The 18,018-nt window shown below is 66.5% G+C and carries 20 protein-coding genes; 9 read left to right on the plus strand and 11 right to left on the minus strand.

Annotated features, from left to right (window positions below; translation table 11 throughout):
- Positions 1-207 precede the first annotated feature (207 nt).
- From AC1DYM_RS07295 to AC1DYM_RS07320, 6 genes are all read right to left on the minus strand, one after another.
- A complete protein-coding gene (locus AC1DYM_RS07295; RefSeq protein WP_477337311.1) occupies positions 208-1,227 on the minus strand; it encodes a LacI family DNA-binding transcriptional regulator in 1,020 nt (339 codons plus the stop codon).
- Between the two features lie 391 nt (positions 1,228-1,618).
- Positions 1,619-3,223, minus strand: a complete 1,605-nt coding sequence (locus AC1DYM_RS07300) for a PepSY-associated TM helix domain-containing protein (RefSeq protein WP_477337312.1) — start codon at positions 3,221-3,223, stop codon at positions 1,619-1,621.
- Positions 3,224-3,227: 4 nt separating this feature from the next.
- Positions 3,228-3,491 (minus strand): hypothetical protein, encoded by a 264-nt coding sequence (locus AC1DYM_RS07305; RefSeq protein WP_477337313.1) that lies wholly within the window; start codon positions 3,489-3,491, stop codon positions 3,228-3,230.
- Positions 3,491-3,760 carry a hypothetical protein gene (locus AC1DYM_RS07310; RefSeq protein ID WP_477337314.1) on the minus strand — a complete coding sequence of 90 codons (270 nt, stop codon included), beginning with the start codon at positions 3,758-3,760 and terminating at the stop codon, positions 3,491-3,493. Before AC1DYM_RS07310 ends, AC1DYM_RS07305 begins: the two co-directional genes overlap by 1 nt.
- A gap of 113 nt (positions 3,761-3,873) precedes the next feature.
- Complete coding sequence (locus AC1DYM_RS07315; protein WP_477337315.1) at positions 3,874-4,251, minus strand: hypothetical protein; 378 nt, start codon at positions 4,249-4,251, stop codon at positions 3,874-3,876.
- Positions 4,248-5,519, minus strand: coding sequence for a hypothetical protein (locus AC1DYM_RS07320; RefSeq protein ID WP_477337316.1), 1,272 nt, complete (start codon positions 5,517-5,519; stop codon positions 4,248-4,250). Before AC1DYM_RS07320 ends, AC1DYM_RS07315 begins: the two co-directional genes overlap by 4 nt.
- 275 nt (positions 5,520-5,794) lie before the next feature.
- Here AC1DYM_RS07320 and AC1DYM_RS07325 point away from each other — a divergent pair, with 275 nt between their 5' ends.
- The 7 genes from AC1DYM_RS07325 (at position 5,795) to AC1DYM_RS07355 (ending at position 10,900) form a co-directional block, all read left to right on the plus strand.
- Entirely contained in the window at positions 5,795-6,229 is a 435-nt protein-coding gene (locus tag AC1DYM_RS07325) for an SPFH domain-containing protein (protein WP_477337317.1), read from the plus strand.
- A gap of 67 nt (positions 6,230-6,296) precedes the next feature.
- Positions 6,297-6,926, plus strand: coding sequence for a 16S rRNA (guanine(527)-N(7))-methyltransferase RsmG (gene rsmG, locus AC1DYM_RS07330; RefSeq protein ID WP_477337318.1), 630 nt, complete (start codon positions 6,297-6,299; stop codon positions 6,924-6,926).
- A 140-nt stretch (positions 6,927-7,066) separates the two neighbouring features.
- Entirely contained in the window at positions 7,067-7,918 is an 852-nt protein-coding gene (locus AC1DYM_RS07335; RefSeq protein ID WP_046968066.1) for a ParA family protein, read from the plus strand.
- A 10-nt stretch (positions 7,919-7,928) separates the two neighbouring features.
- Positions 7,929-8,801, plus strand: a complete 873-nt coding sequence (locus AC1DYM_RS07340; RefSeq protein ID WP_477337319.1) for a ParB/RepB/Spo0J family partition protein — start codon at positions 7,929-7,931, stop codon at positions 8,799-8,801.
- Between the two features lie 38 nt (positions 8,802-8,839).
- Positions 8,840-9,373, plus strand: a complete 534-nt coding sequence (locus AC1DYM_RS07345; protein ID WP_477337320.1) for a sigma-70 family RNA polymerase sigma factor — start codon at positions 8,840-8,842, stop codon at positions 9,371-9,373.
- Positions 9,370-10,107, plus strand: coding sequence for a DUF3379 family protein (locus AC1DYM_RS07350; RefSeq protein WP_477337321.1), 738 nt, complete (start codon positions 9,370-9,372; stop codon positions 10,105-10,107). The genes AC1DYM_RS07345 and AC1DYM_RS07350 overlap by 4 nt, the downstream gene beginning before the upstream one ends.
- A 79-nt stretch (positions 10,108-10,186) precedes the next feature.
- A complete protein-coding gene (locus tag AC1DYM_RS07355) occupies positions 10,187-10,900 on the plus strand; it encodes a glycosyltransferase (protein WP_477337322.1) in 714 nt (237 codons plus the stop codon).
- Positions 10,901-10,916: 16 nt separating this feature from the next.
- On the opposite strand, the gene AC1DYM_RS07360 is transcribed toward AC1DYM_RS07355, so the two are convergent.
- Both AC1DYM_RS07360 and AC1DYM_RS07365 read right to left on the minus strand, forming a co-directional pair.
- Positions 10,917-11,864, minus strand: coding sequence for a patatin-like phospholipase family protein (locus AC1DYM_RS07360; RefSeq protein ID WP_477337323.1), 948 nt, complete (start codon positions 11,862-11,864; stop codon positions 10,917-10,919).
- Between the two features lie 13 nt (positions 11,865-11,877).
- Entirely contained in the window at positions 11,878-12,870 is a 993-nt protein-coding gene (locus AC1DYM_RS07365; protein WP_477337324.1) for a helix-turn-helix transcriptional regulator, read from the minus strand.
- A 224-nt stretch (positions 12,871-13,094) separates the two neighbouring features.
- Here AC1DYM_RS07365 and AC1DYM_RS07370 point away from each other — a divergent pair, with 224 nt between their 5' ends.
- The gene (locus tag AC1DYM_RS07370; protein ID WP_477337325.1) at positions 13,095-14,024 is read left to right on the plus strand and encodes a hypothetical protein; all 930 of its coding nucleotides are present in this window, start codon (positions 13,095-13,097) and stop codon (positions 14,022-14,024) included.
- 40 nt (positions 14,025-14,064) lie between these two features.
- Positions 14,065-15,117 (plus strand): DUF481 domain-containing protein, encoded by a 1,053-nt coding sequence (locus tag AC1DYM_RS07375; RefSeq protein WP_477337326.1) that lies wholly within the window; start codon positions 14,065-14,067, stop codon positions 15,115-15,117.
- Positions 15,118-15,238: 121 nt separating this feature from the next.
- Here AC1DYM_RS07375 and hemC read toward each other — a convergent pair whose 3' ends face one another.
- The 3 genes from hemC to AC1DYM_RS07390 all read right to left on the minus strand — a co-directional run bounded on the left by hemC (position 15,239) and on the right by AC1DYM_RS07390 (position 17,982).
- The gene (hemC, locus tag AC1DYM_RS07380) at positions 15,239-16,159 is read right to left on the minus strand and encodes a hydroxymethylbilane synthase (RefSeq protein WP_477337327.1); all 921 of its coding nucleotides are present in this window, start codon (positions 16,157-16,159) and stop codon (positions 15,239-15,241) included.
- Between the two features lie 64 nt (positions 16,160-16,223).
- Complete coding sequence (locus tag AC1DYM_RS07385; RefSeq protein ID WP_477337328.1) at positions 16,224-16,937, minus strand: LytR/AlgR family response regulator transcription factor; 714 nt, start codon at positions 16,935-16,937, stop codon at positions 16,224-16,226.
- Positions 16,915-17,982: a sensor histidine kinase gene (locus AC1DYM_RS07390; protein ID WP_477337329.1), complete on the minus strand. Its 1,068-nt coding sequence runs from the start codon at positions 17,980-17,982 to the stop codon at positions 16,915-16,917. The genes AC1DYM_RS07385 and AC1DYM_RS07390 overlap by 23 nt, the downstream gene beginning before the upstream one ends.
- Between the last annotated feature and the right edge of the window lie 36 nt (positions 17,983-18,018).

Consider the following 18,018-nt stretch of genomic DNA (forward strand, 5'->3'; position numbering starts at 1 on the left):
TCCCCTCTCCCAAATGGTTCTAGCGTTGCTGTCCGGTCCGGCGGAGCGTGAAGCACGGTGGTCGACTATTTTTTTGAGAGCGTTACGCCCCCGTGCTATCCCGCCCGTTCCGCGGATGCGGACCGGAAGTTCGTTCGGATGTCCTGTGATTGACGCCGTCCCTGATGTTCCAGCCACGGCTCGGCAAGCCGTGTATTCCAACGGGCGTCAGGCCCGTCGTCTTACCGTGTCGCTCCCGCCACATGAGGCGCGAACGACGATTTCGGTGCCGACGACGTGCGGCTCGGGAGCGGCGTCATCGGGTGCTTCGATCATGGCGGCGAGGCGCTCGAGAGCGGCTTCACCCAGTTCGGCGATGCGAATGCGCACCGTCGTCAACGGCGGCGAGACGTAACGCGCCATCGGGATATCGTCGAATCCGACCACGGCGATGTCGTCCGGCGTACGCACCTTCGCTTCGGCGAGGGCGGACAGGCAGCCGATGGCCATCATGTCGTTCGCGGCAAAAATTGCATCCGGGCGCGGCACCATGGCCAGGGCCTGCTTGCCGGCGTGGTAGCCGGATTCCTCGGTGAAATCGCCGTGCAGCACGGCAGCGCGGCCACCCAGGCCGGCGGTGGACAGCGCATCGCGGTAGCCGCGGATGCGCTCCTGGACGTCGTGGTTCACTTCCGGGCCGGCGATGAAAACGATGCGCTTGCGGCCCAGGCCGAGCAGATGTTCGGTCATGGCGCGAGCGCCACCGAAGTCGTCCACGTCCAGCGAGGCATGCCGCTCCGAGCGCACGTGGCTGTTGATCAGCACGGTCGGCAGCACGATCGGCAGGTTCTCGTCGAGGAAGGCTTCATCGGCATGCGGCGACATCACTAGCAGGCCGTCCACGCGGCCCTGCATCGCACGCAGCGCGATGGCCGCCTCCGTGGCATCGCCATGGGAGCTGGAGACCAGCAGGTAAAGGCCACGGGCGCGTGCGGCCAGGTCGATACCGCGAATGAGTTCGGAGAAGAACGAGCCGTGCAGATCGGGCAGGAGGGCGCCGATGGTCTGGGTCCGGCGGGTGATCAGGCTGCGCGCAGCATTGTGCGGAACATAGCGAAGGCGGGTCGCAACTTCACGAATGCGCTTCTGGGTTTCCGCAGTGACGCCGCCATGGCCGTTCAGGGCACGGGAGACGGAAGCCACGGAAACGTTGGCCATTCTCGCGACGTCTTTGATGGTCACACTCACGCGTTTCTACCCTTTCCCCTGACCCCGGAGGGCTGACGGCGCGGAACGTAAACGTTTTCATGTCAGCTTGTAAAGCGTTCGAAAACAAGGGCTTGTTGCAGTGCAGTAGTAATCTGGACGTTACGGGATACCACTTGCCCGCACCTGTTAAAAATCCGTGCGGTGTCAGCGGTTTGAGTGGTACGTAAACGTTTGCGGCGACGCAGCAGGCAAAGGTGACGAGCCCGTCACGGAAGTGAATGATTGCCTTGTTTAGTAACGCGCGTTACATGCTGAACCGCGACTTCTTACGACGCGATGTGGGAGCCGATTCATCGGCGATCCGCAGCAGCGGGCCAGATCACCGCGGGGACCCATCGCCGCTTGAGCGGCTCCCACATAGAGCCGACTCTCAGGCTTGCTGGGTGGTCGCCGAGGTGGCCGCCGTGACGACCGCCCGCTTCGACGACCAGACACTGCACGGATCGCCCTCCACGGCACGCCTGCGTGTAGCAATGCCGAGCCAGGCGAAGCCGACCCCCATGGCGATGGCGACGAGGTCGACGCCGAGGACGGCGAAGCGGCCTTCAGCCAGAGTGCGCATGAGGCGGTCGCCGTGGATCGTCACGTCGAGGATGCCTACAGCGACGCTGACCAGGGCGGTCGCCCAGAGCAAATCCACAGCGGCCTTGGCCGGGCGACGCCAGAAGGTCCAGATCACGGTAGCGGCAAACGCCGTGAAGCACACGGGCTGGACGATCGCCTCGGGAGTGGCACCGAACAGCGGGCCGATGAGGTTGCCCAGGAAGGTCACCGAGATGGCGAAGCAGGAGCCGATGCACACGCCCACGGTCGCCGTGGCCATGGCGCGTACCTTCATCGGCTGCTCGGCCTGACGGCGCTTACGGCGCGTCTCGATGTAGAGCAGGTTGCCGGAATAGAACAGGAACGCGCCGGCCAACCCGAGCAGGAAGTACAGCCAGCGCAACGACACGTTGCCGAACGAGCCGAAATGCAGGCCGAAGATGGCCGAGTAGGTGGCGTGGTTGGCATCGCGGGCCCCACTCACCTGTACTCGCAGCACGTGACCGTCGGTGGCATCGAGCGCGACCATGCCGTATTCGCCGAGCGTCTTGGTCGAGGTGCCGCGTACTTCGGCCGCCGCGCCCTCCTGGCCGTAATGCATGTAACGCATGTAGTCGGGTTCGAAGTTCGCCGCGCCCGAGGCAAGTGCCGCCTGGCGTGCTCGCGCGCCGAGTTCGGCCGGTGTGAGCATGATGGCGCTGCCGCCCTTCGCCGCGGTCTCCGGCAGGGCGCTGGTCATGCGCTCGAACGCCGGCAGCAGTTTTCCGTCGAAGGCCACCGTGTTGAACGCCATCAGCATGACCATGGTCAGGCAGAGGAGCGCGCCGGTGATGGCGAAGATGATGTGGAAAGGCAGGCTGAGGATGCCGATGACGTTGTGCGCGTCCTGCCACAGCCGCTTGAGGTTATGGCCTGGACGCAGCGCGAAGAGCTCGCGCACGAGGTTGGGCAGGTGGATCAACAGGCCGGTGAGCAAGGCCAGCCCGTAGATCACGCTGACGATCCCCATCAGGTAGATGCCGATCGCCGGGATGCCCAGGTCGTAGTGCAACTCGTAGACGAAGTCCGCCAGCGCGTGCTCATGGTCTTCGGCATCGCGTGCGCTGCTTTCGTCCAGTGTCTGCGTCTTCCAGGTGCCGTCCTTGTCCATCCAGTAGGCGGCGACCTCGTGCGACGGATGATCGGCGGGGAAGGTCACGCCAATCTGTTCACGCGCACCGGGATGCGTGGCGACGATGCCCTCGAGCATCGTCTCGACGCGATCCATCGTGTCGGCGCGGGCCATCTCGGCCCGGGGCGAGGCCCAGGTGTCGATCTCGTCGTGGAACATGGTCAACGCGCCGGCATAGAACGCGATGAACAGCGCGAAGCCGGCCAGCAGGCCGGTCCAGGTATGCACGACGGTGAAGGTGCGGAGGGTCGAGGCTTTCATCGGATCAGAGCCCCGGCATCGTGTGCTTGGCAAGGAACAGCGCGCCGAACGCGGCGAGATTCGCCACGGCCAGCCAGGCCCAGGCACGGGCGCCACTGCGGAACAGATAGGTGGCCCCCATGATCCCGGTCCAGACCGGGAAGAAGGCGATCAGGAACGGCAACGTCACGGACTCGCTGGAGCCGGGCCAGATCCAGATCGCCACGGCGACCAGCGCCAGCGCCAGCGGCAGGCCGAGCAGGATGCCGGCGAAGGTCTTGGCCAGCATCAGCGGGGCTTCCGTTCGGAGGCGGGACGCAGGAGCCAAACGGCATAGGGAAAGGCGACGGCGCCGAGCATCAGCGAGGTCAGGGCGGCGAAGATGCCTGGGAGTGAGGTCTCACCGCCGATCCAGGCAGCGAAAGCGAGCACAGCAAAGATCCATGCAGCCGTGCGGGCCTTGCGCGCCAGGGGGCGAACTAGCAGGCGCTGGTTAGGCGCTGCAAGATAAGCGAGGGCCATGGCGACGAGAGCCGCCACGCAACCAAGGACATTCATATATGCGTTGCCAGGCCGGGCTGATTGATAATTATTATCATTCAGTCCGGCCTGGTCAATCGATATGCGTTGAAGCGTTGCGACGAAGCCCCTGGCTACCCCCATGAATGGCCTCAGATGCCGCAGGTGGAGAAAATGACGGCTTCGAAGGCGTCGTCGTCGAATTCCGTCCCGAACGTCATGGATTCGGCAAACATTCGCGACTTTATTAAGCGTGTGCAGGCAATTGGCTCGCCGGTGTCGAGCCCTACCCTGATCAGCGCTTGCGTCAGGTAGGCGGTTCCATCGCCACCGTTGACGACTTCCATGAACACTCCTTCGATATCCGCTCCGTGGAGGGCGACGCCGAAATGCTTGCCGACATAGGCGGCGTAATGCCGAGAGTATTCGAGCGCCTGAACCCGCGATCGCGCTTCCGCTCCCCCCGTCGAAAACAAAGCACAACCCGCCAGGCACGTGGCGAGCACAAACCTGAGCTTCGGCGTGTTCATGGCAGTGTCGCCAAGACAGCATTGGCGACATGGCTGCTGTCGACGGCAACGCCCACAGCGTAAGAACCACTGCTCGACATCGTCGCGACGGCATTGCCAGTGCCGCCGCCTAGCAGCGGCACCGGTGTGAGCACGGATGGAAACGCGGGATTCCACACAGCAGCCTGGCCGTGCTCATCGTCGTTGACACCCATCACCAGGACGAGGTCGTTCGCGCCGAGCCCTGTCGCGACGACGTTGGTGCCGGGATGCAACGCCGGAAGGGAAATCGGGACATTGAAGTTGGGCGTGCCACTGGCGAGATTGATGTACCCCGCGTTCGAACGTCCGTCACTGGTCCGGTACTGAAACACCATGTGTCCGGCATCGTTGAGCGCAAGGCCGGTGCTCGCCTGCCCGACCGTGTCGCCCGGGAAATTGGGCAGGGACAGGACGGCGGCGCTGCTCGTGGTGGAGAACCACACCGCGGCTCGCGCAAACGGCGGTGCGGCGAAGACACATTGGCCGACGACCTGCGACGGCACATTGATCGAGCCCGCGACGCAGAAAGTGGCCGTCGAGAATTTCGCCAGATCGCTGGTGACATAGGCTCCCAGCAAGCCTGTCGGGGTCGCAATCCGCGGGACGACGGTCCCGCTACCGCTGGGGCAATCGAGCAGGACGGTTGGGTTACCCGCGACGGCCTGCGCCTGTACGTCGACGGCCGCGCAGTTGTCGCCTCGTGTCGACACCTGCACCGGCGTGCTCGAACCCGCGGGCCAGACGACCGCTGTCGAGGCGCCATTGCCGGCGATACTCTGCCCGGCGATCGCACCGAACTGGTTGTATGCCGTCGCGGCGGAGCTGACGTCGGCCAGCAGGCCGAGGCCTAGCAAGCCGGGCAAGGGGGCAAGTTTCGCCGGCGTGGTAGCCGGCGACGATGCGCTCCACGACACCGCAAACCCCACACTGCTCGCATCGACGCAGGCGCCGGCGATCCGTCCGCCGTTGGTGATGCCGCTCGCGCTGCACGACTGCCCGGCGACCAGGGGCGCCAGGGAAACTTCGGTGCCGGTGACAGCGATCCACGCCACGGTCGGCCCGTTGGTGTTTGCGGGGCGACAGGCGCCCACGGCGACGCCTGCGTCATTGACATCCACGGCGCTGCACTGGGCGCCGGAAGCATGGCCGAGGTTTGCAATGGTGGCGGCGGGTGCCGGAGGGGATACGCCCACCGCGGCCAGGATGCCGAACAGGGCTGACGATACCGATTTCGCGGTGTTGCGCATGGCGACTTCTCCTTGTCTGAGCGGTGGATCTCCTTCGTCCGAACTTAGACCTCGCCGGGACGCTCTGAAATACCTCTTTGGTTGTAGGGCGTGGTCAAAGAATCACCACCTGCTCAAGTTTTGACCAAACCGACCGTTAACTGAATACGGGGGTTAAGTAAAACTAGCGTTAACCCTCCTGTTAAATTAGAATTAACACCTCACGAATCACCGCGTTGGCGCGTCTCGCCACGCAGTGCGACAGGAAATCACGGTAACTCGTTGAAATAAAAGCCATGTTGACCACCATCCTCATTGCCACCACCTTCGTCGCCTTCGCACTTGCGGCGGCCTCGGTGCGACGCATCCCGGAAGGTCAGGTCTACAGCGTGCGCCGCCTCGGCCGCTCGCCTGCGCTGCTTACCGCCGGAACCCACGTTGTCCTGCCGGTGATCGACCGCGTCTTCCACAAGATCGACCTCGGCGGCCAGGTGCTGCGCTTCGAAGGCGGTACGGTTTACTGGCAGGTGCTCGAGCCCGAAGTGGCCGACGAAGTCATCGACGAAGCGCCCGAAATGATTCGCAGCAATGTCGTCGCCGCCCTGCGCGACGCGAGCACGGCCCACCAGGCCGACCGCCGCGCCGTCGGCACCCAGCTCAAGCACACGATGAACGGCTCGCTGCGTTCGCGCGGCATGCTGGTCACACGCGTCGAGCTCGACGCCGCCTGATCCCGCGCTGGCGCCTTCGCGTCGGCGCTTTCATACTCTTCCGCCCCTTCACCATTCCCGGTGCTGCATGACTGCGCGCGAAGCCCTGCAAACCCAGCTCGAACGCGGCATCGCCACGCTCGGCACCGCCTTGCCCGAGGGCGCCGTCGCCCGGCTGCTCGATTACCGCGAGCTGCTCGAGCGCTGGAACTCGGCTTACAACCTCACCGCGGTGCGCAACGCGGACGAGATGGTGGCGCGCCATCTGCTCGATTCGCTGGCCATCGTTCCCTTCGTCGAGGGCACCACCCTCGCCGACCTGGGCACGGGTCCGGGGCTTCCGGGCATCCCGCTGGCGATCGCCGAGCCGGCGCGCGAGGTGCTGATGGTCGACTCGAACGGCAAGAAGGTCCGCTTCCTCCGTGAGGCGATCCGTTCGCTGAAGCTGACCAACGGCCGCGCCCTGCAGAGCCGGGTCGAGGATGTCGAGGGTACGTTCGACTGCATCACCGCCCGTGCCTTCGCCAGCCTGGCCGACATGCTGGGCTGGGGCGGTCATCTGCTGGCGCCGGGCGGCGTGTGGCTGGCGATGAAGGGCAAGCATCCGGCCGAGGAGCTGGATGGGGTGCCGGCCGGGTTTACCGTCGAGGGGATTCATGTGCTGACGGTGCCGGGCGTGGAGGGTGAACGGCATCTGGTGGTGATCAGACGGGCGTGAGCCGCTGAAGGCCCGTCGCGAGCACCCATCGCCGATGAATCGGCTCCTACCGAGCACACGGCGCTTGCCGCGTCTAGGGCGCAGCCTCCCGGCAATGCTACGCTAGCGCCCCTTCCGCGCACGGTAGATAACGACCCTCCATGGCCCGCATCCTCGCAGTCGCCAACCAGAAAGGCGGCGTCGGCAAGACCACCACCTCCGTCAATCTCGCCGCGGCCCTGGCCGCCGCGCGGCGCAAGGTGCTGCTTGTCGACCTCGATCCGCAGGGCAACGCCACCATGGCGTCGGGCGTGGACAAGCACGAGGCCAAGCCGAACGGCTGCGAAGTGCTGTTGGGCGAGGTGGAGATCGGCAGTGTGCTCAAGCGCACCGAGGCCGGATACGACCTGCTGCCGGGCAATGGCGACCTCACTGCCGCCGAGCTGAAGCTGATGGACGGCATGGCGCGCGAGCACCGGCTGAAGGAACAGCTGGCCAAGGTCGCGGACAACTATCACACCATTCTCATCGACTGCCCGCCGTCGTTGCATCTGCTGACGCTCAATGCGCTCACCGCGGCCGACGGCGTGCTGATTCCCGTGCAGTGCGAATACTTCGCGCTGGAAGGCCTGTCGAGCCTGCTCGATACGATCAAGGCCGTGCGCATGCGCCTGAACCCGGAGCTCGAGGTCGAAGGCCTGCTGCGCACCATGTACGACGTGCGCAACAACCTCGGCAACGAGGTCTCGGCCCAGCTCACCCAGCATTTCGGCGACAAGGTGCTGCGCTCGATCATTCCGCGTAACGTGCGTCTTGCCGAGGCCCCCAGCCACGGCCAGCCGATTCATCTCTACGATCGCGGGTCCCGCGGCGCCATCGCTTACATCGGCCTCGCCGGCGAAATCATTCGTCGCGAACGCGCCATGTATGCGGCCCAGGACGCGGCAAGCGACACCCCCGAGACCGACGACGCGGCGCCCGACGCCACCGACGCGGCTCCGACGGCACCTTAAGGAACTCCCGATGGCAGCAGCGAAGAAACGTGGACTTGGCCGTGGCCTGGACGCCCTGCTCGGTGGTGGCGCCGGTCCCGACGCCGGTCCGTCGATCGTCGAGCAGGAAGGCGAGCTGCGACTGTTGCCGATCCACCAGATCCAGGCCGGCAAGTACCAGCCGCGCCGCCATTGGAACGACGAGGCCCTCGACGAGCTCGCCGCCTCGATCAAGGCCCAGGGCCTGATCCAGCCGGTGGTGGTCCGCGCCATCGGCAAGAACAGCTACGAGCTGATCGCCGGCGAGCGTCGCTGGCGCGCGGCGCAGCGCGCCTCCATGAGCGAGATCCCGGCACTGGTCAAGGACGTGCCGGAGCAGTCCGTGCTCGCCATGGCCCTGATCGAGAACATCCAGCGCCAGGAACTGACCCCGCTCGAGGAAGCACAGGCCCTGCAGCGCCTTATCGACGAGTTCGACCTCACGCACCAGCAAGCGGCCGATGCCGTCGGCCGTTCGCGTGCCGCCGTGTCGAACCTGCTGCGTTTGATCGATCTGCCGGCATCGATCAAGACGCTGCTCGACGAGAGCAAGCTGGAAATGGGCCACGCCCGCGCCCTGCTCACCCTGCCGCACACGATCGCCGAGCCGCTGGCGCTGGAAGCCGCGCGCCATGGCTGGACCGTGCGCGAACTGGAAGAGGCCGCCCGTAAGGCGCAGCTGGCGCCGAAGGGCAAGGCCAAGGCCAACCCGACGGACCCGAACATCGCCAACCTCGAACGCGAGCTGGCGGAGCGGTTCGCCACCCGGATCGAACTGGCGCACGGCCGCGGCGGCAAGGGCAAGCTGGTCATCCACTACCATAGCCTCGACGAGCTCGACGGCATCCTGACCAAGGTCCGCTGAGCGCGGCCCTGACAGGTCGCGTCTGAAAGGAAATGGCCATGCCTCCGGTCCATAAGGACGTGAACCCGAAGCAGCGCCAATACGAAGCGATGGTGCGCGCCCTGTCGGCCGACCTTTACCGGTTCGCCTTCTGGCTGTCGCGCAACGAATCCGTGGCCCAGGACCTGGTCCAGGAGACCTTCCTGCGCGCCTGGAAGAATCTCGACTCCCTGCGTGACGCCGAATCCGCCAAGCCCTGGCTGATCACCATCCTGCGCCGCGAACATGCGCGGATGTACGAACGAAAGCGCTTCGACACCGTCGAGCTGGATGACACCGTGCCCGAAGAAGCCGCCTTTGCCAGCCCCGAGCGCAGTGGCGATGCCGCCCAGGTGCGCGACGCCATGCTCAAGCTGCCCGACAAGTACCGTGAACCCCTGGCCATGCAGGTGCTCGGTGGCATGAGCTGCGACGAGATCGCGGCGGCTACCGACCAGCAGCCGGGCGCGGTGATGACCCAGTTGTTCCGTGCCCGCCAGCGTCTGAAGGACCTGCTCGGCGGACGCGCCGCGGCTGAAGGAGGCCGGAAATGAACTGCCTCGAATTCCGCCGCCGCATCGGTGCCGAGCCACGCTCGCGTGCCCCCGAACTGCTCGCCCATCGGGATAGCTGCAAGGACGGCTGTGCCGCCTTCTGGCAGCGCGCCCAGCGTTTCGACGACGACCTCGAAGCCGCCCTGGCCATTCCCCTTCCCGAAGGTCTGGTGGATCGCATCCTGCTTGCCCAGGCCACGGGTGAACGTCGTCGGCAGGTCGGTCGGCGCCGCGTCTGGATGGCTATGGCTGCCTCGGTCGTCCTCGCCTTTGCCGGCGTCGGCATGATGTGGCGTCAGAATGATCTCAACTCGCTGCCGGCACTCGCCGTGGCTCACATGCCGGGCGAGATCGGCTCGTTAAGCCTGACCCGACCCATGACCGATGCCCAGGTCGAGGCCGGTTTCATCGGCCGGGCGACCCGTCTCAAGGGTCCGATGCCGGCGGGCGTCACCTACGTGCATGACTGCACGGTGGGCCCGTATCCGGTGGTGCACCTGGTGACCCGCATGAACGATGAGCCGGTCGTCGCCCTGTATATGCCGGGCAAGATGGACACCCAGCCCGGCACTTTCGAGCGTGACGGCTGGGAAGGCCGGCAGATGCCGCTGCGTGGAGGCACGCTGGTGGTCCTTGCCCAGCAGGGCGCCAGCCGTAGCGCGATGGACGCCGTGGAGCGAGGCTGGCGTGCCGCGATCGAGGGGCCGGCCCCGCAGACGGTCGGCCAGATCTGAACGAAACCCGCGGGCCCGGCCCCATCCCAGGCCGGTTGGGCGATAATGCCGCCCCGATCGAGCCAGCCCCGGAATCGCGATGACCGACCTCGCTGTAGTCGTGCCCGTCTTCAACGAGCGCGACAACATCCCGCCCCTCCTCGCCGAGATCGCCTCGGCCCTGCGTGGCCGGATCGACTTCGAGATCATCTACGTCGACGACGACAGCACCGACGACAGCGTCGCCGTGCTGACCGCAGCCAAGGCGCAGTACCCGGAACTGCGGGTCATCCGTCACCTCGCCCGCAGCGGGCAGAGCACCGCCGTGTGGAATGGCGTGCGCAACGCCCGCGCGCCCTGGATTGCCACGCTCGACGGCGATGGTCAGAACGATCCGGCCGATATCCCCAAGCTGCTCGACGCACGCGCGGCCGCGCCGACGCTCAAGCTGTTCGCCGGCTGGCGCGTCACCCGCCGCGACAGCTTCAACAAGCGCATTTCCTCGAAGGTCGCCAACGCGGTGCGCTCGCGCATGCTTCAGGACAGCACCCCGGATACCGGTTGTGGCCTGAAGCTGTTCGAACGCGAAACCTTCCTGCGCCTGCCCTACTTCGACCACATGCACCGCTATCTGCCGGCGCTCGTGAAGCGCGCGGGCTTCGCCAGTCAGAGCGTGCCGGTCGGGCATCGTCCGCGTACGGCGGGGACGTCGAAGTACGGGATGCTGGATCGGCTGTGGGTCGGGCTTGCCGATCTGCGCGGCGTGGCGTGGTTGATGCGGCGGGCCAAGGTCACGCGCACCGAAGAGGTGTGATGCTCTTTACGGGAGCTCAGCGCAACAACATCCGCGGCTGCCACGCATCCAGCGCCCGCGCCGTCCGCTCCCGCCCCAGCTCGATCAACTCCCGCGCCCGGTAGAACTCATACACCGTGGAAACGTTGCGCGGAATCTCGACCAGCACGTCCGGCTGGTACGCGGCGAGACGCAGACGCGACAGATTGGCCTGCATGAGGTCCATGGCCTGGGTCATCAGGTCGAACGCGCCCGGGTCCCTCAGTTTGGGCTTCCCGTCCGACGAGGGCAGCACGCGGCCGATCAGGCGTCCGAGCTTGGCGGCGTAGCCCTGGTCGGTGGTCACCGTGACGTCTTTCTCGGGCGGCTTCTGCAGCTCGGCCGCACCGTCCACGCTCACGGCGATGACGTAGTCGGCCTCCTCGCGCATCAACGGCAGCACCGGCAGCGGATTCAGCAGCGCACCGTCGACCAGGCGGCGCCCGTCGTGGATGTAGGGGCGGAACAGGGTCGGGATGGCGATGGATGCGCGGATGGCATCGAAGAGGGGACCCTTCGTCAGCCACACCTCGCGTTCGCGATCCAGATCGGTGGCGACGGCGGTGTAGGAGATGTTGAGCTCCTCGATGTTCACCTCGCCGATGAGCTCGCGCAGGGCCGCCATGATCCGGTCGCCCTTGATGAAGCCACCGCCGGAGAAGCTCCAGTCGACCAGGCGCAGCACGTCGAACCGCGCCAGGGCGGACACCCAGTCGCGATAGACGTCCAGCTTGCCCATGCCGTAGATGCCGCCGATCAAGGCGCCCATCGATGTGCCGGCGATGGCGACGATCTCGAAACCGCGTTCCTCGAGCACCTCGATCGCACCGATGTGAGCGAGCCCCTTGGCCGCCCCTGCGCCGAGCGCGAGGGCGACGCGTGGCTTTCGCGGCATGCCACTGACGGCGGGCAACGCRCCCGGATCCGCGATATCGATCTCACTCATGCAGCGGCGGCGCTCAGTGGTGGTTGTTCGAACTGTTCTGATAGCCGGTCAGGGCCAGCTGGAGCAGGATTTTCATTTCTTCGCGTAGTGGCAGCGGTGACACGATCTCGGCGTCCGGCCCGTACTTGAGGACGTCCATCAGCAGTTCGCGCGAGTTCGAATACGGCACTTTGAGTTCGTAGCGGCCATCCGGCAGCGACTCGCCCTTCTGCTGCGAGTGCCAGTGTTCGTCGGCTACCCAGCGAGCGGCGTGCGACGAGAAACGGATGGTCGCCCAGGCCTTGGGCTTGCCGGCGAAGATGCCGTAGCTGGAGGCGAGCAGGTCGTTGAGTTCGGCGTCATCGACGTCCTTCGCCTTGGCTTCCAGCGATTGCGGATCGGCGATGCGGTCGACGGCGAAGCTGCGCAGGGCTTCACGATCGTGGTCCCAGACATCCAGGTACCAGTTGTCGCGGTAGTGGGTGAGGCGCTGCGGCGACACCGTGCGCTTGGAGTCGGCATTCGTCGTGCGAGCGCGGTAACGGAAGCTCAGCTGGCGACGCTCGAGCGTCGCGCCCGCGACGATGCGGAACACCTGCTGGTCCATCTTGCGCGCGCCCCAGGAAATCACCCGGATGCGGTCTACCGGCAACGCCTTGCCGCTGCCGTGATCGGAAAGCAGTCGCTCGATGCGCGCCTTGAACGGCGCCAGCGCGCCGGCGAGGACGCCCGGATCGGATCGGCCGATGAGCTCGTTGAGAGCCATCAGCGCGGCCAGCTCGTCGCTGGTCAGCCACAGGCCGGGCAACTCGAAGCTGTCGGCCTCCGAAGCGTCATAGCGGAACGAGGCCTGTTCGCCGGCGACGCTCTGTACGGGGGCGCCCAGCGCGTCACGCAGAAACGCGACATCGCGATAGAGCGTGGCGCGCGAGCATTCGAGCTCGTCCATCAGCCGGGACAGCGGCACGGGATAGTGCGCTGATTTCAGCAGTCGATGCAGGGAGAGAATGCGCTCGTAGCGGTCCATGGGTGTCGCCGGCTGGATGATGCTTCGGGAAGTGTGTCCGCGTGGGCGTGATGCCCATATCTACGCGGCTCAGGCTACGCAGCTCAAGCATGGCGGTGGCGATGGCCGTCCGCAAGGGACATGAGACTCCGCCCCTTCGTGGGGTCTTGCGACCGCCAGTTTGCGCCGAGGGCCATTAGGCGCAAAAATGCTGCTTTGCGATTCGCCGAAGGCCTCCCCCGACCATGGCGGAACCCAAGCACGCAGGCCCGGCCCTGGTGGGTCCGCACGAACCACCGGGCGACGCTCCTCGCGCCGACATCCTGTTCACCGCCCCCCTCGTGGTCATCCAGACGGCGACGGCGGCCGGCTATGGGCTGTGGATGGTGCTCGGCATCTCGCTGGCGCTAGGCGTCTATCCCGATGGGCGCGGCGAAGTGCTCGCCCCGCTGAGCATCGGCCTGGTCTTCGTCAGCCTCGGTCTCATCGCCACCTGCCTGCGACTGGCGTTTGCCCCGGACTGGCATGGCTGGAACCCCGCCAAGCGCATGATGCCGACGATCGAGGGCCTGGTCGCCATGGTGAATTACCTGCCCATGCTGGCGCTTGCCGGCCTGGCGCGCGGCGAAAACGACTTCTGGGCCACCCGCCTGGCCGGCGCCATCCTCGCCCTGTGTACCCTGGCCACGCTCGTGTACACCGCCCGGAGTGCCGCGCACCGCCTGCTCCCGGCCGTCGCCGCCCTCGCCAATGCCCAGCCGCTCGGGCGCACGGTGTCCGCCCTGTTCGCCGGCGGACTATGGCTCTGGCTCTGTGTCGCACTGCAGAATGAGACGGCGATCGATCCCCCCACCCCCTGGCGACTCGGTCTTCTCGCCGTGGCACTGGCGTTGGGAATCGTCGAGGGCATGCGCTGGCGCGCGCTGCGCCAGCTGGCCGAGGAGCGTGGCGTGACCGAGCGCTTCACCACCGGTGGGAGCGCGGCGCGCCTCCTGGTTGGCCGGGTCGGCGTGGCCGTCCTTTCGGTCGGCCTGCCCTGTCTCCTGTTGGTGTCTCACCCTGCGGGGAGACTCCTGGCGCCGGCCGCCGGTCTGGCCGCGTTAAGCTGCGTTATCGGTCAATGTCTCGAGCAGCGGCTCTACGGGCGGGCGTACGCGCAGCTCGTGGTCGCCTGACCCCCTTTTTCCTGACCTTTCCTCCACACACGGGTAGACGATGAAACAATCCCTGATCGCCACGCTCGTCCTTGCCGCGCTGCCGTTCACCGCGTCGGCGCAGGACGCCAGCGCCTCCAAGAGCGCCGGTACCACCGCAACGACAACGACGACGACCACGCCGGCTACGGCCACCACGCCTGCTACGACAACCACCACGACGGCAGCGACAAGCACGACGCCGGCCACGACGACGACGACGGCGACCCCGGTTGCTGCGCCGGCTCCCGCCCCGGCACCTTTCGACGCCAACGTTCCGCCGGCTGCGCCGGCTGCGCCCGACGCGGCCCAGAACGGCGGCTGGACCGGCTCCGGTGAATTCGGTTTCGCGTCGTCGCGCGGTAACTCGCGCACGGAAAACGCCAATGCGAAGCTCGGCCTGAGCCAGGAGAACGAGCTCTGGAAGAACAACGTCTACCTCAACGGTTTGCGTTCGAAGGGCGAAACGACGGTCACCGACGCCGATGGCAACACCATCGACAAGTTCAGCACGACGGCCAACCGGTATGACACCGGCGCTTCGGTCGGCTACAAGTTCGATCCGCGCAGCTACATCGTGACCGCCGCCCGTTACGAGCACGACGATTTTGGCGCCAATTTGTGGCAGGGCATCGTCTCGGTCGGCTACGGCTACATCGCGCTGAAGAACGACCGGGCCGAGCTGTCGTTCGAAGTCGGTCCCGGTTACAAGCGCTACCAGCCGGCAAAGTCCACGCGTCCGGAACTCAACGCCGATGGCACGCCTGTCGTGGATCCGGTGACCGGCGCCGCGGTGTCCGTGCCCTATACGCCGAACACGGAAGGCGAGGTGGTGGCACGTAGCCTGATCAACGGCAAATACCGACTTACCGAGAACACCGCGCTCGAAGACACACTGCTGATCGAAGCAGGCTCGAAGAACCAGTACTACCAGAACGACATCGGCCTGTCGGTCAGCATGACCAAGAAGATGGCGCTGAAGCTCGGCTACCAGATCCGCTACAACAGCGACACGCAGCCGGGTACGGTGAGCACCGATAAGTTGATGACGACGAACCTCGTTTATAACTTCTGAGGGGTTGGCGGGTAGCTGGTCGCCAGCACCCAATCGCCGATGAATCGGCTCCTACGAAGAGCAGCGCAAGCTCGGTAGGAGCCGATTCATCGGCGATCCCGCGGCAGCGGGCAAGGCACCCTCACCGCTGCGGCGAAAGGAACGCCTCCGCCCCCAGCCCGATCAACATCGCGGCTACTTCATGGCCCAGCGCCACGGGCGTATCGGCCTTCGCATCGGCCTGCGCGCGCAGGATTTCGCCGGTATGGGCGTTGCCCACCATGCCGTGCAAGGTGAGGCCGTACTCGGCCACGACGCACCAGGCGCCGATCGCCACGGCACAGCTGCCGCCCAATCGTTCATTCATGGCGCGCTCCGCGTCGACGGCTATCTGCGTCTCGGGGTCTCCCAGCGCAGCCATCAACTCAGTGACACGCGCATCGCTGGCGCGTGATTCCACCGCGATCGCACCCTGGCCCGGGGCAGGCAACCAGTCGGGACTGGCGAGTCGTGCGGTGATGCGCTGGCCCAGGCCAAGACGCTCCACGCCGGCGCAGGCCAGGATGATGGCGTCGTAGTGGCCTTCGTCGAGCTTGGCCAGACGCGTGTTGACGTTGCCGCGCAGGTCGAGCAATTGCAGGTCGGGTCGTACGGCGCGCAGTTGCGCCTGGCGACGCAGCGATGAGGTGCCGACGCGGGCGGCGTGCGGCAGCTCGGCAAGATTGGCGTAGTGGTTGCTGATGAAGGCGTCGGCCGCATCCGCGCGCGGCAGGATGGCCGAGAGCACGAAGCCCGGTTCCAGTTCCGCCGGCACATCCTTCAGCGAATGCACGGCGATATCCGCACGATCGTCGAGCATGGCGACCTCCAGTTCCTTGAGGAACAGGCCCTTGCCACCGATGGTCGCCAGCGAGCGGTCGAGGATCTCGTCGCCGCGGGTCGACAGCGGCACCAGCTCGACCTGCAAACCGGGATGCGCCTGGCGCAGGAGCGTGGCCACGTGCTCGGCCTGCCAGAGGGCCAGGGCGCTCTTGCGAGTGGCGATGCGAAGCGGTGCGGTCATTTCTATCCTGGCGGGCGATCGGTCGAGGCGCGATTGTCCCGCGTTTCGCCCCGTTCTTGCACGCTCAGCCGGCGTCGGTACGCAGCAGCTGGCGCACCGCGGGCAGGTTGCGCCGGCTCACCTCGGGCGTGACCTCGGTGCCGGACAGGCGGGCAAGCACACGGCCATCGCTCAACGTCCTCAGGCCAAGCAGGCGGGCGCGCGGCACCAGGCAATTGCGATGCAGACGAACCAGCCGCTCGCCGTGCACCGTCTCGAGCTGGCGCAGGGAGTCGTCGATCAACCACATGCCCCCGCCATGGTGGACGGCCACGTACTTCTCGTCGGCGAGCAGGTACAGCACATCATCCAGGCGCACACGGACTTCGTCGGCACCGCTGCGCGCGCGCAACCATGTCGAGTGTGCCGCGGGGGGCGGCTGCAAGCGGGTCGCCGCGCGATCGAGGGCTTCGTCGAGGCGCTCCGCGCGCACGGGCTTCAAGAGGTAATCCGTGGCACCCAGGTCGAAGGCGCTCAGGGCGTGCTGCTCGTAGGCGGTGCAGAACACCACTTGAGGCCGCATGGGCACTTCGGCGAGGCGCCGGGCGACAGCCGTGCCGCCGAGACCGGGCATCTCGATATCGAGCAGGATGACGTCGGGAAGCAATAAGGCGCAGGCCTCGAGCGCCGCCTCGCCATCGGCGACGCTGCCGACCACCTCCACATCGGCCCGGCGGGCCAGCAGCGAATCGAGCCGCGCCCGCGCAAGCGGTTCGTCATCGGCGATCAGGACGCGCATTCGCGGACTCCGGCAGGAAAACGGTCACGATGAAGCGGTCCGCCTCGGTGTCGACACGCACGCTCGCTCGCGCACCATAGTGGAAACGGACCCGCTCCCGAACGTTGCGCAAACCATGCCCGGTGCCCGGCGTGGGCTCACCGTCGGCGATCGGATTGTCGACGACGATCTCGACCCCGCCGGGGACGCTGCGACCGCCGAGGCGAATCGTGCCACCGCTTCGGCTGGGTTGCACGCCGTGGCGAATGGCGTTCTCCACGAGCGGCTGCAGGAGCATGCGGGGCATGGGCAGCCCCGGCGGTACGTCGATGTCGCGTTCCACGCGGAGTCGATGGCCGAGGCGCAGCGATTCGATCTCCAGGTAACGGTCGACGAGGTTCCACTCGTCGCCGAGCGTACCCAGGGACTCGGTGTCGCTACCCAGGGCTGCCCGGAAAAGCTCGGCGAGGTTCTCGACCGTGCGCTCGGCCGCATCCGGATCGACCCGGATCAGGGCGGCCACCGCGTTCATGCTGTTGAACAGGAAATGCGGACGGATGCGCGCCTGCAGGGCGGCGACCTGTGCCTGCGCTTCGGCGGCGACGCGCGCCTGCCACTGCGCGACGACATAGAAGTAGCGCAGCAAACCGGCACCGAGCAGGCCGGTGGCGAGCATGCTGTCGCGGACGAAGCGGGACGTCGGTGACGGCGTGATGCCGAAGACGAGACTGTGATCGATCCAGCCCATCACGCCCGCGCTCAACCCGACCGTGGCCACCAGAAGGAGCCAGACCGCCGCGTAAGGCAGCAGTCCGGACAGCCGTTGCATGCCTGTGCGCAGCTTGCACAGTGCCACGGTCAGCAGGATCGACAACCAGCTGGTAAACAGTACGGCGATGCAGTAATCGCGCAGGGTGCCCGTCCCGCCGGGGGCGAGCCACATCAGGGAGACCGTGAGCGCACCCACCACGAGCAAGGCGAACAGCACCGGCAGGCTGCAGAAATCGGGCAACGGCGCCGAGGGTGGACGCGGTGCGGCGGACGTCTGGGAAGAGGTGGCGGGCATGCGGCGAGTATGCCGGATGCCCGTTCACATCGCCGC

The sequence above is a fragment of the Luteibacter sp. P1_D3 genome, from assembly GCF_056406135.1.

What these genes read in the sequence shown, in the direction of transcription:
- AC1DYM_RS07375 (WP_477337326.1), top strand. Translation starts at nt 14,065, where the DNA reads ATGAAACAATCCCTGATCGCCACGCTCGTCCTTGCCGCGCTGCCGTTC.
- AC1DYM_RS07370 (WP_477337325.1), top strand. Translation starts at nt 13,095, where the DNA reads ATGGCGGAACCCAAGCACGCAGGCCCGGCCCTGGTGGGTCCGCACGAA.
- AC1DYM_RS07355 (WP_477337322.1), top strand. Translation starts at nt 10,187, where the DNA reads ATGACCGACCTCGCTGTAGTCGTGCCCGTCTTCAACGAGCGCGACAAC.
- AC1DYM_RS07345 (WP_477337320.1), top strand. Translation starts at nt 8,840, where the DNA reads ATGCCTCCGGTCCATAAGGACGTGAACCCGAAGCAGCGCCAATACGAA.
- AC1DYM_RS07350 (WP_477337321.1), top strand. Translation starts at nt 9,370, where the DNA reads ATGAACTGCCTCGAATTCCGCCGCCGCATCGGTGCCGAGCCACGCTCG.
- AC1DYM_RS07300 (WP_477337312.1), bottom strand. Translation starts at nt 3,223, where the DNA reads ATGAAAGCCTCGACCCTCCGCACCTTCACCGTCGTGCATACCTGGACC.
- AC1DYM_RS07365 (WP_477337324.1), bottom strand. Translation starts at nt 12,870, where the DNA reads ATGGACCGCTACGAGCGCATTCTCTCCCTGCATCGACTGCTGAAATCA.
- AC1DYM_RS07340 (WP_477337319.1), top strand. Translation starts at nt 7,929, where the DNA reads ATGGCAGCAGCGAAGAAACGTGGACTTGGCCGTGGCCTGGACGCCCTG.
- rsmG (WP_477337318.1), top strand. Translation starts at nt 6,297, where the DNA reads ATGACTGCGCGCGAAGCCCTGCAAACCCAGCTCGAACGCGGCATCGCC.
- AC1DYM_RS07310 (WP_477337314.1), bottom strand. Translation starts at nt 3,760, where the DNA reads ATGAATGTCCTTGGTTGCGTGGCGGCTCTCGTCGCCATGGCCCTCGCT.
- AC1DYM_RS07385 (WP_477337328.1), bottom strand. Translation starts at nt 16,937, where the DNA reads ATGCGCGTCCTGATCGCCGATGACGAACCGCTTGCGCGGGCGCGGCTC.
- AC1DYM_RS07320 (WP_477337316.1), bottom strand. Translation starts at nt 5,519, where the DNA reads ATGCGCAACACCGCGAAATCGGTATCGTCAGCCCTGTTCGGCATCCTG.
- AC1DYM_RS07390 (WP_477337329.1), bottom strand. Translation starts at nt 17,982, where the DNA reads ATGCCCGCCACCTCTTCCCAGACGTCCGCCGCACCGCGTCCACCCTCG.
- AC1DYM_RS07315 (WP_477337315.1), bottom strand. Translation starts at nt 4,251, where the DNA reads ATGAACACGCCGAAGCTCAGGTTTGTGCTCGCCACGTGCCTGGCGGGT.
- hemC (WP_477337327.1), bottom strand. Translation starts at nt 16,159, where the DNA reads ATGACCGCACCGCTTCGCATCGCCACTCGCAAGAGCGCCCTGGCCCTC.
- AC1DYM_RS07305 (WP_477337313.1), bottom strand. Translation starts at nt 3,491, where the DNA reads ATGCTGGCCAAGACCTTCGCCGGCATCCTGCTCGGCCTGCCGCTGGCG.
- AC1DYM_RS07325 (WP_477337317.1), top strand. Translation starts at nt 5,795, where the DNA reads ATGTTGACCACCATCCTCATTGCCACCACCTTCGTCGCCTTCGCACTT.
- AC1DYM_RS07335 (WP_046968066.1), top strand. Translation starts at nt 7,067, where the DNA reads ATGGCCCGCATCCTCGCAGTCGCCAACCAGAAAGGCGGCGTCGGCAAG.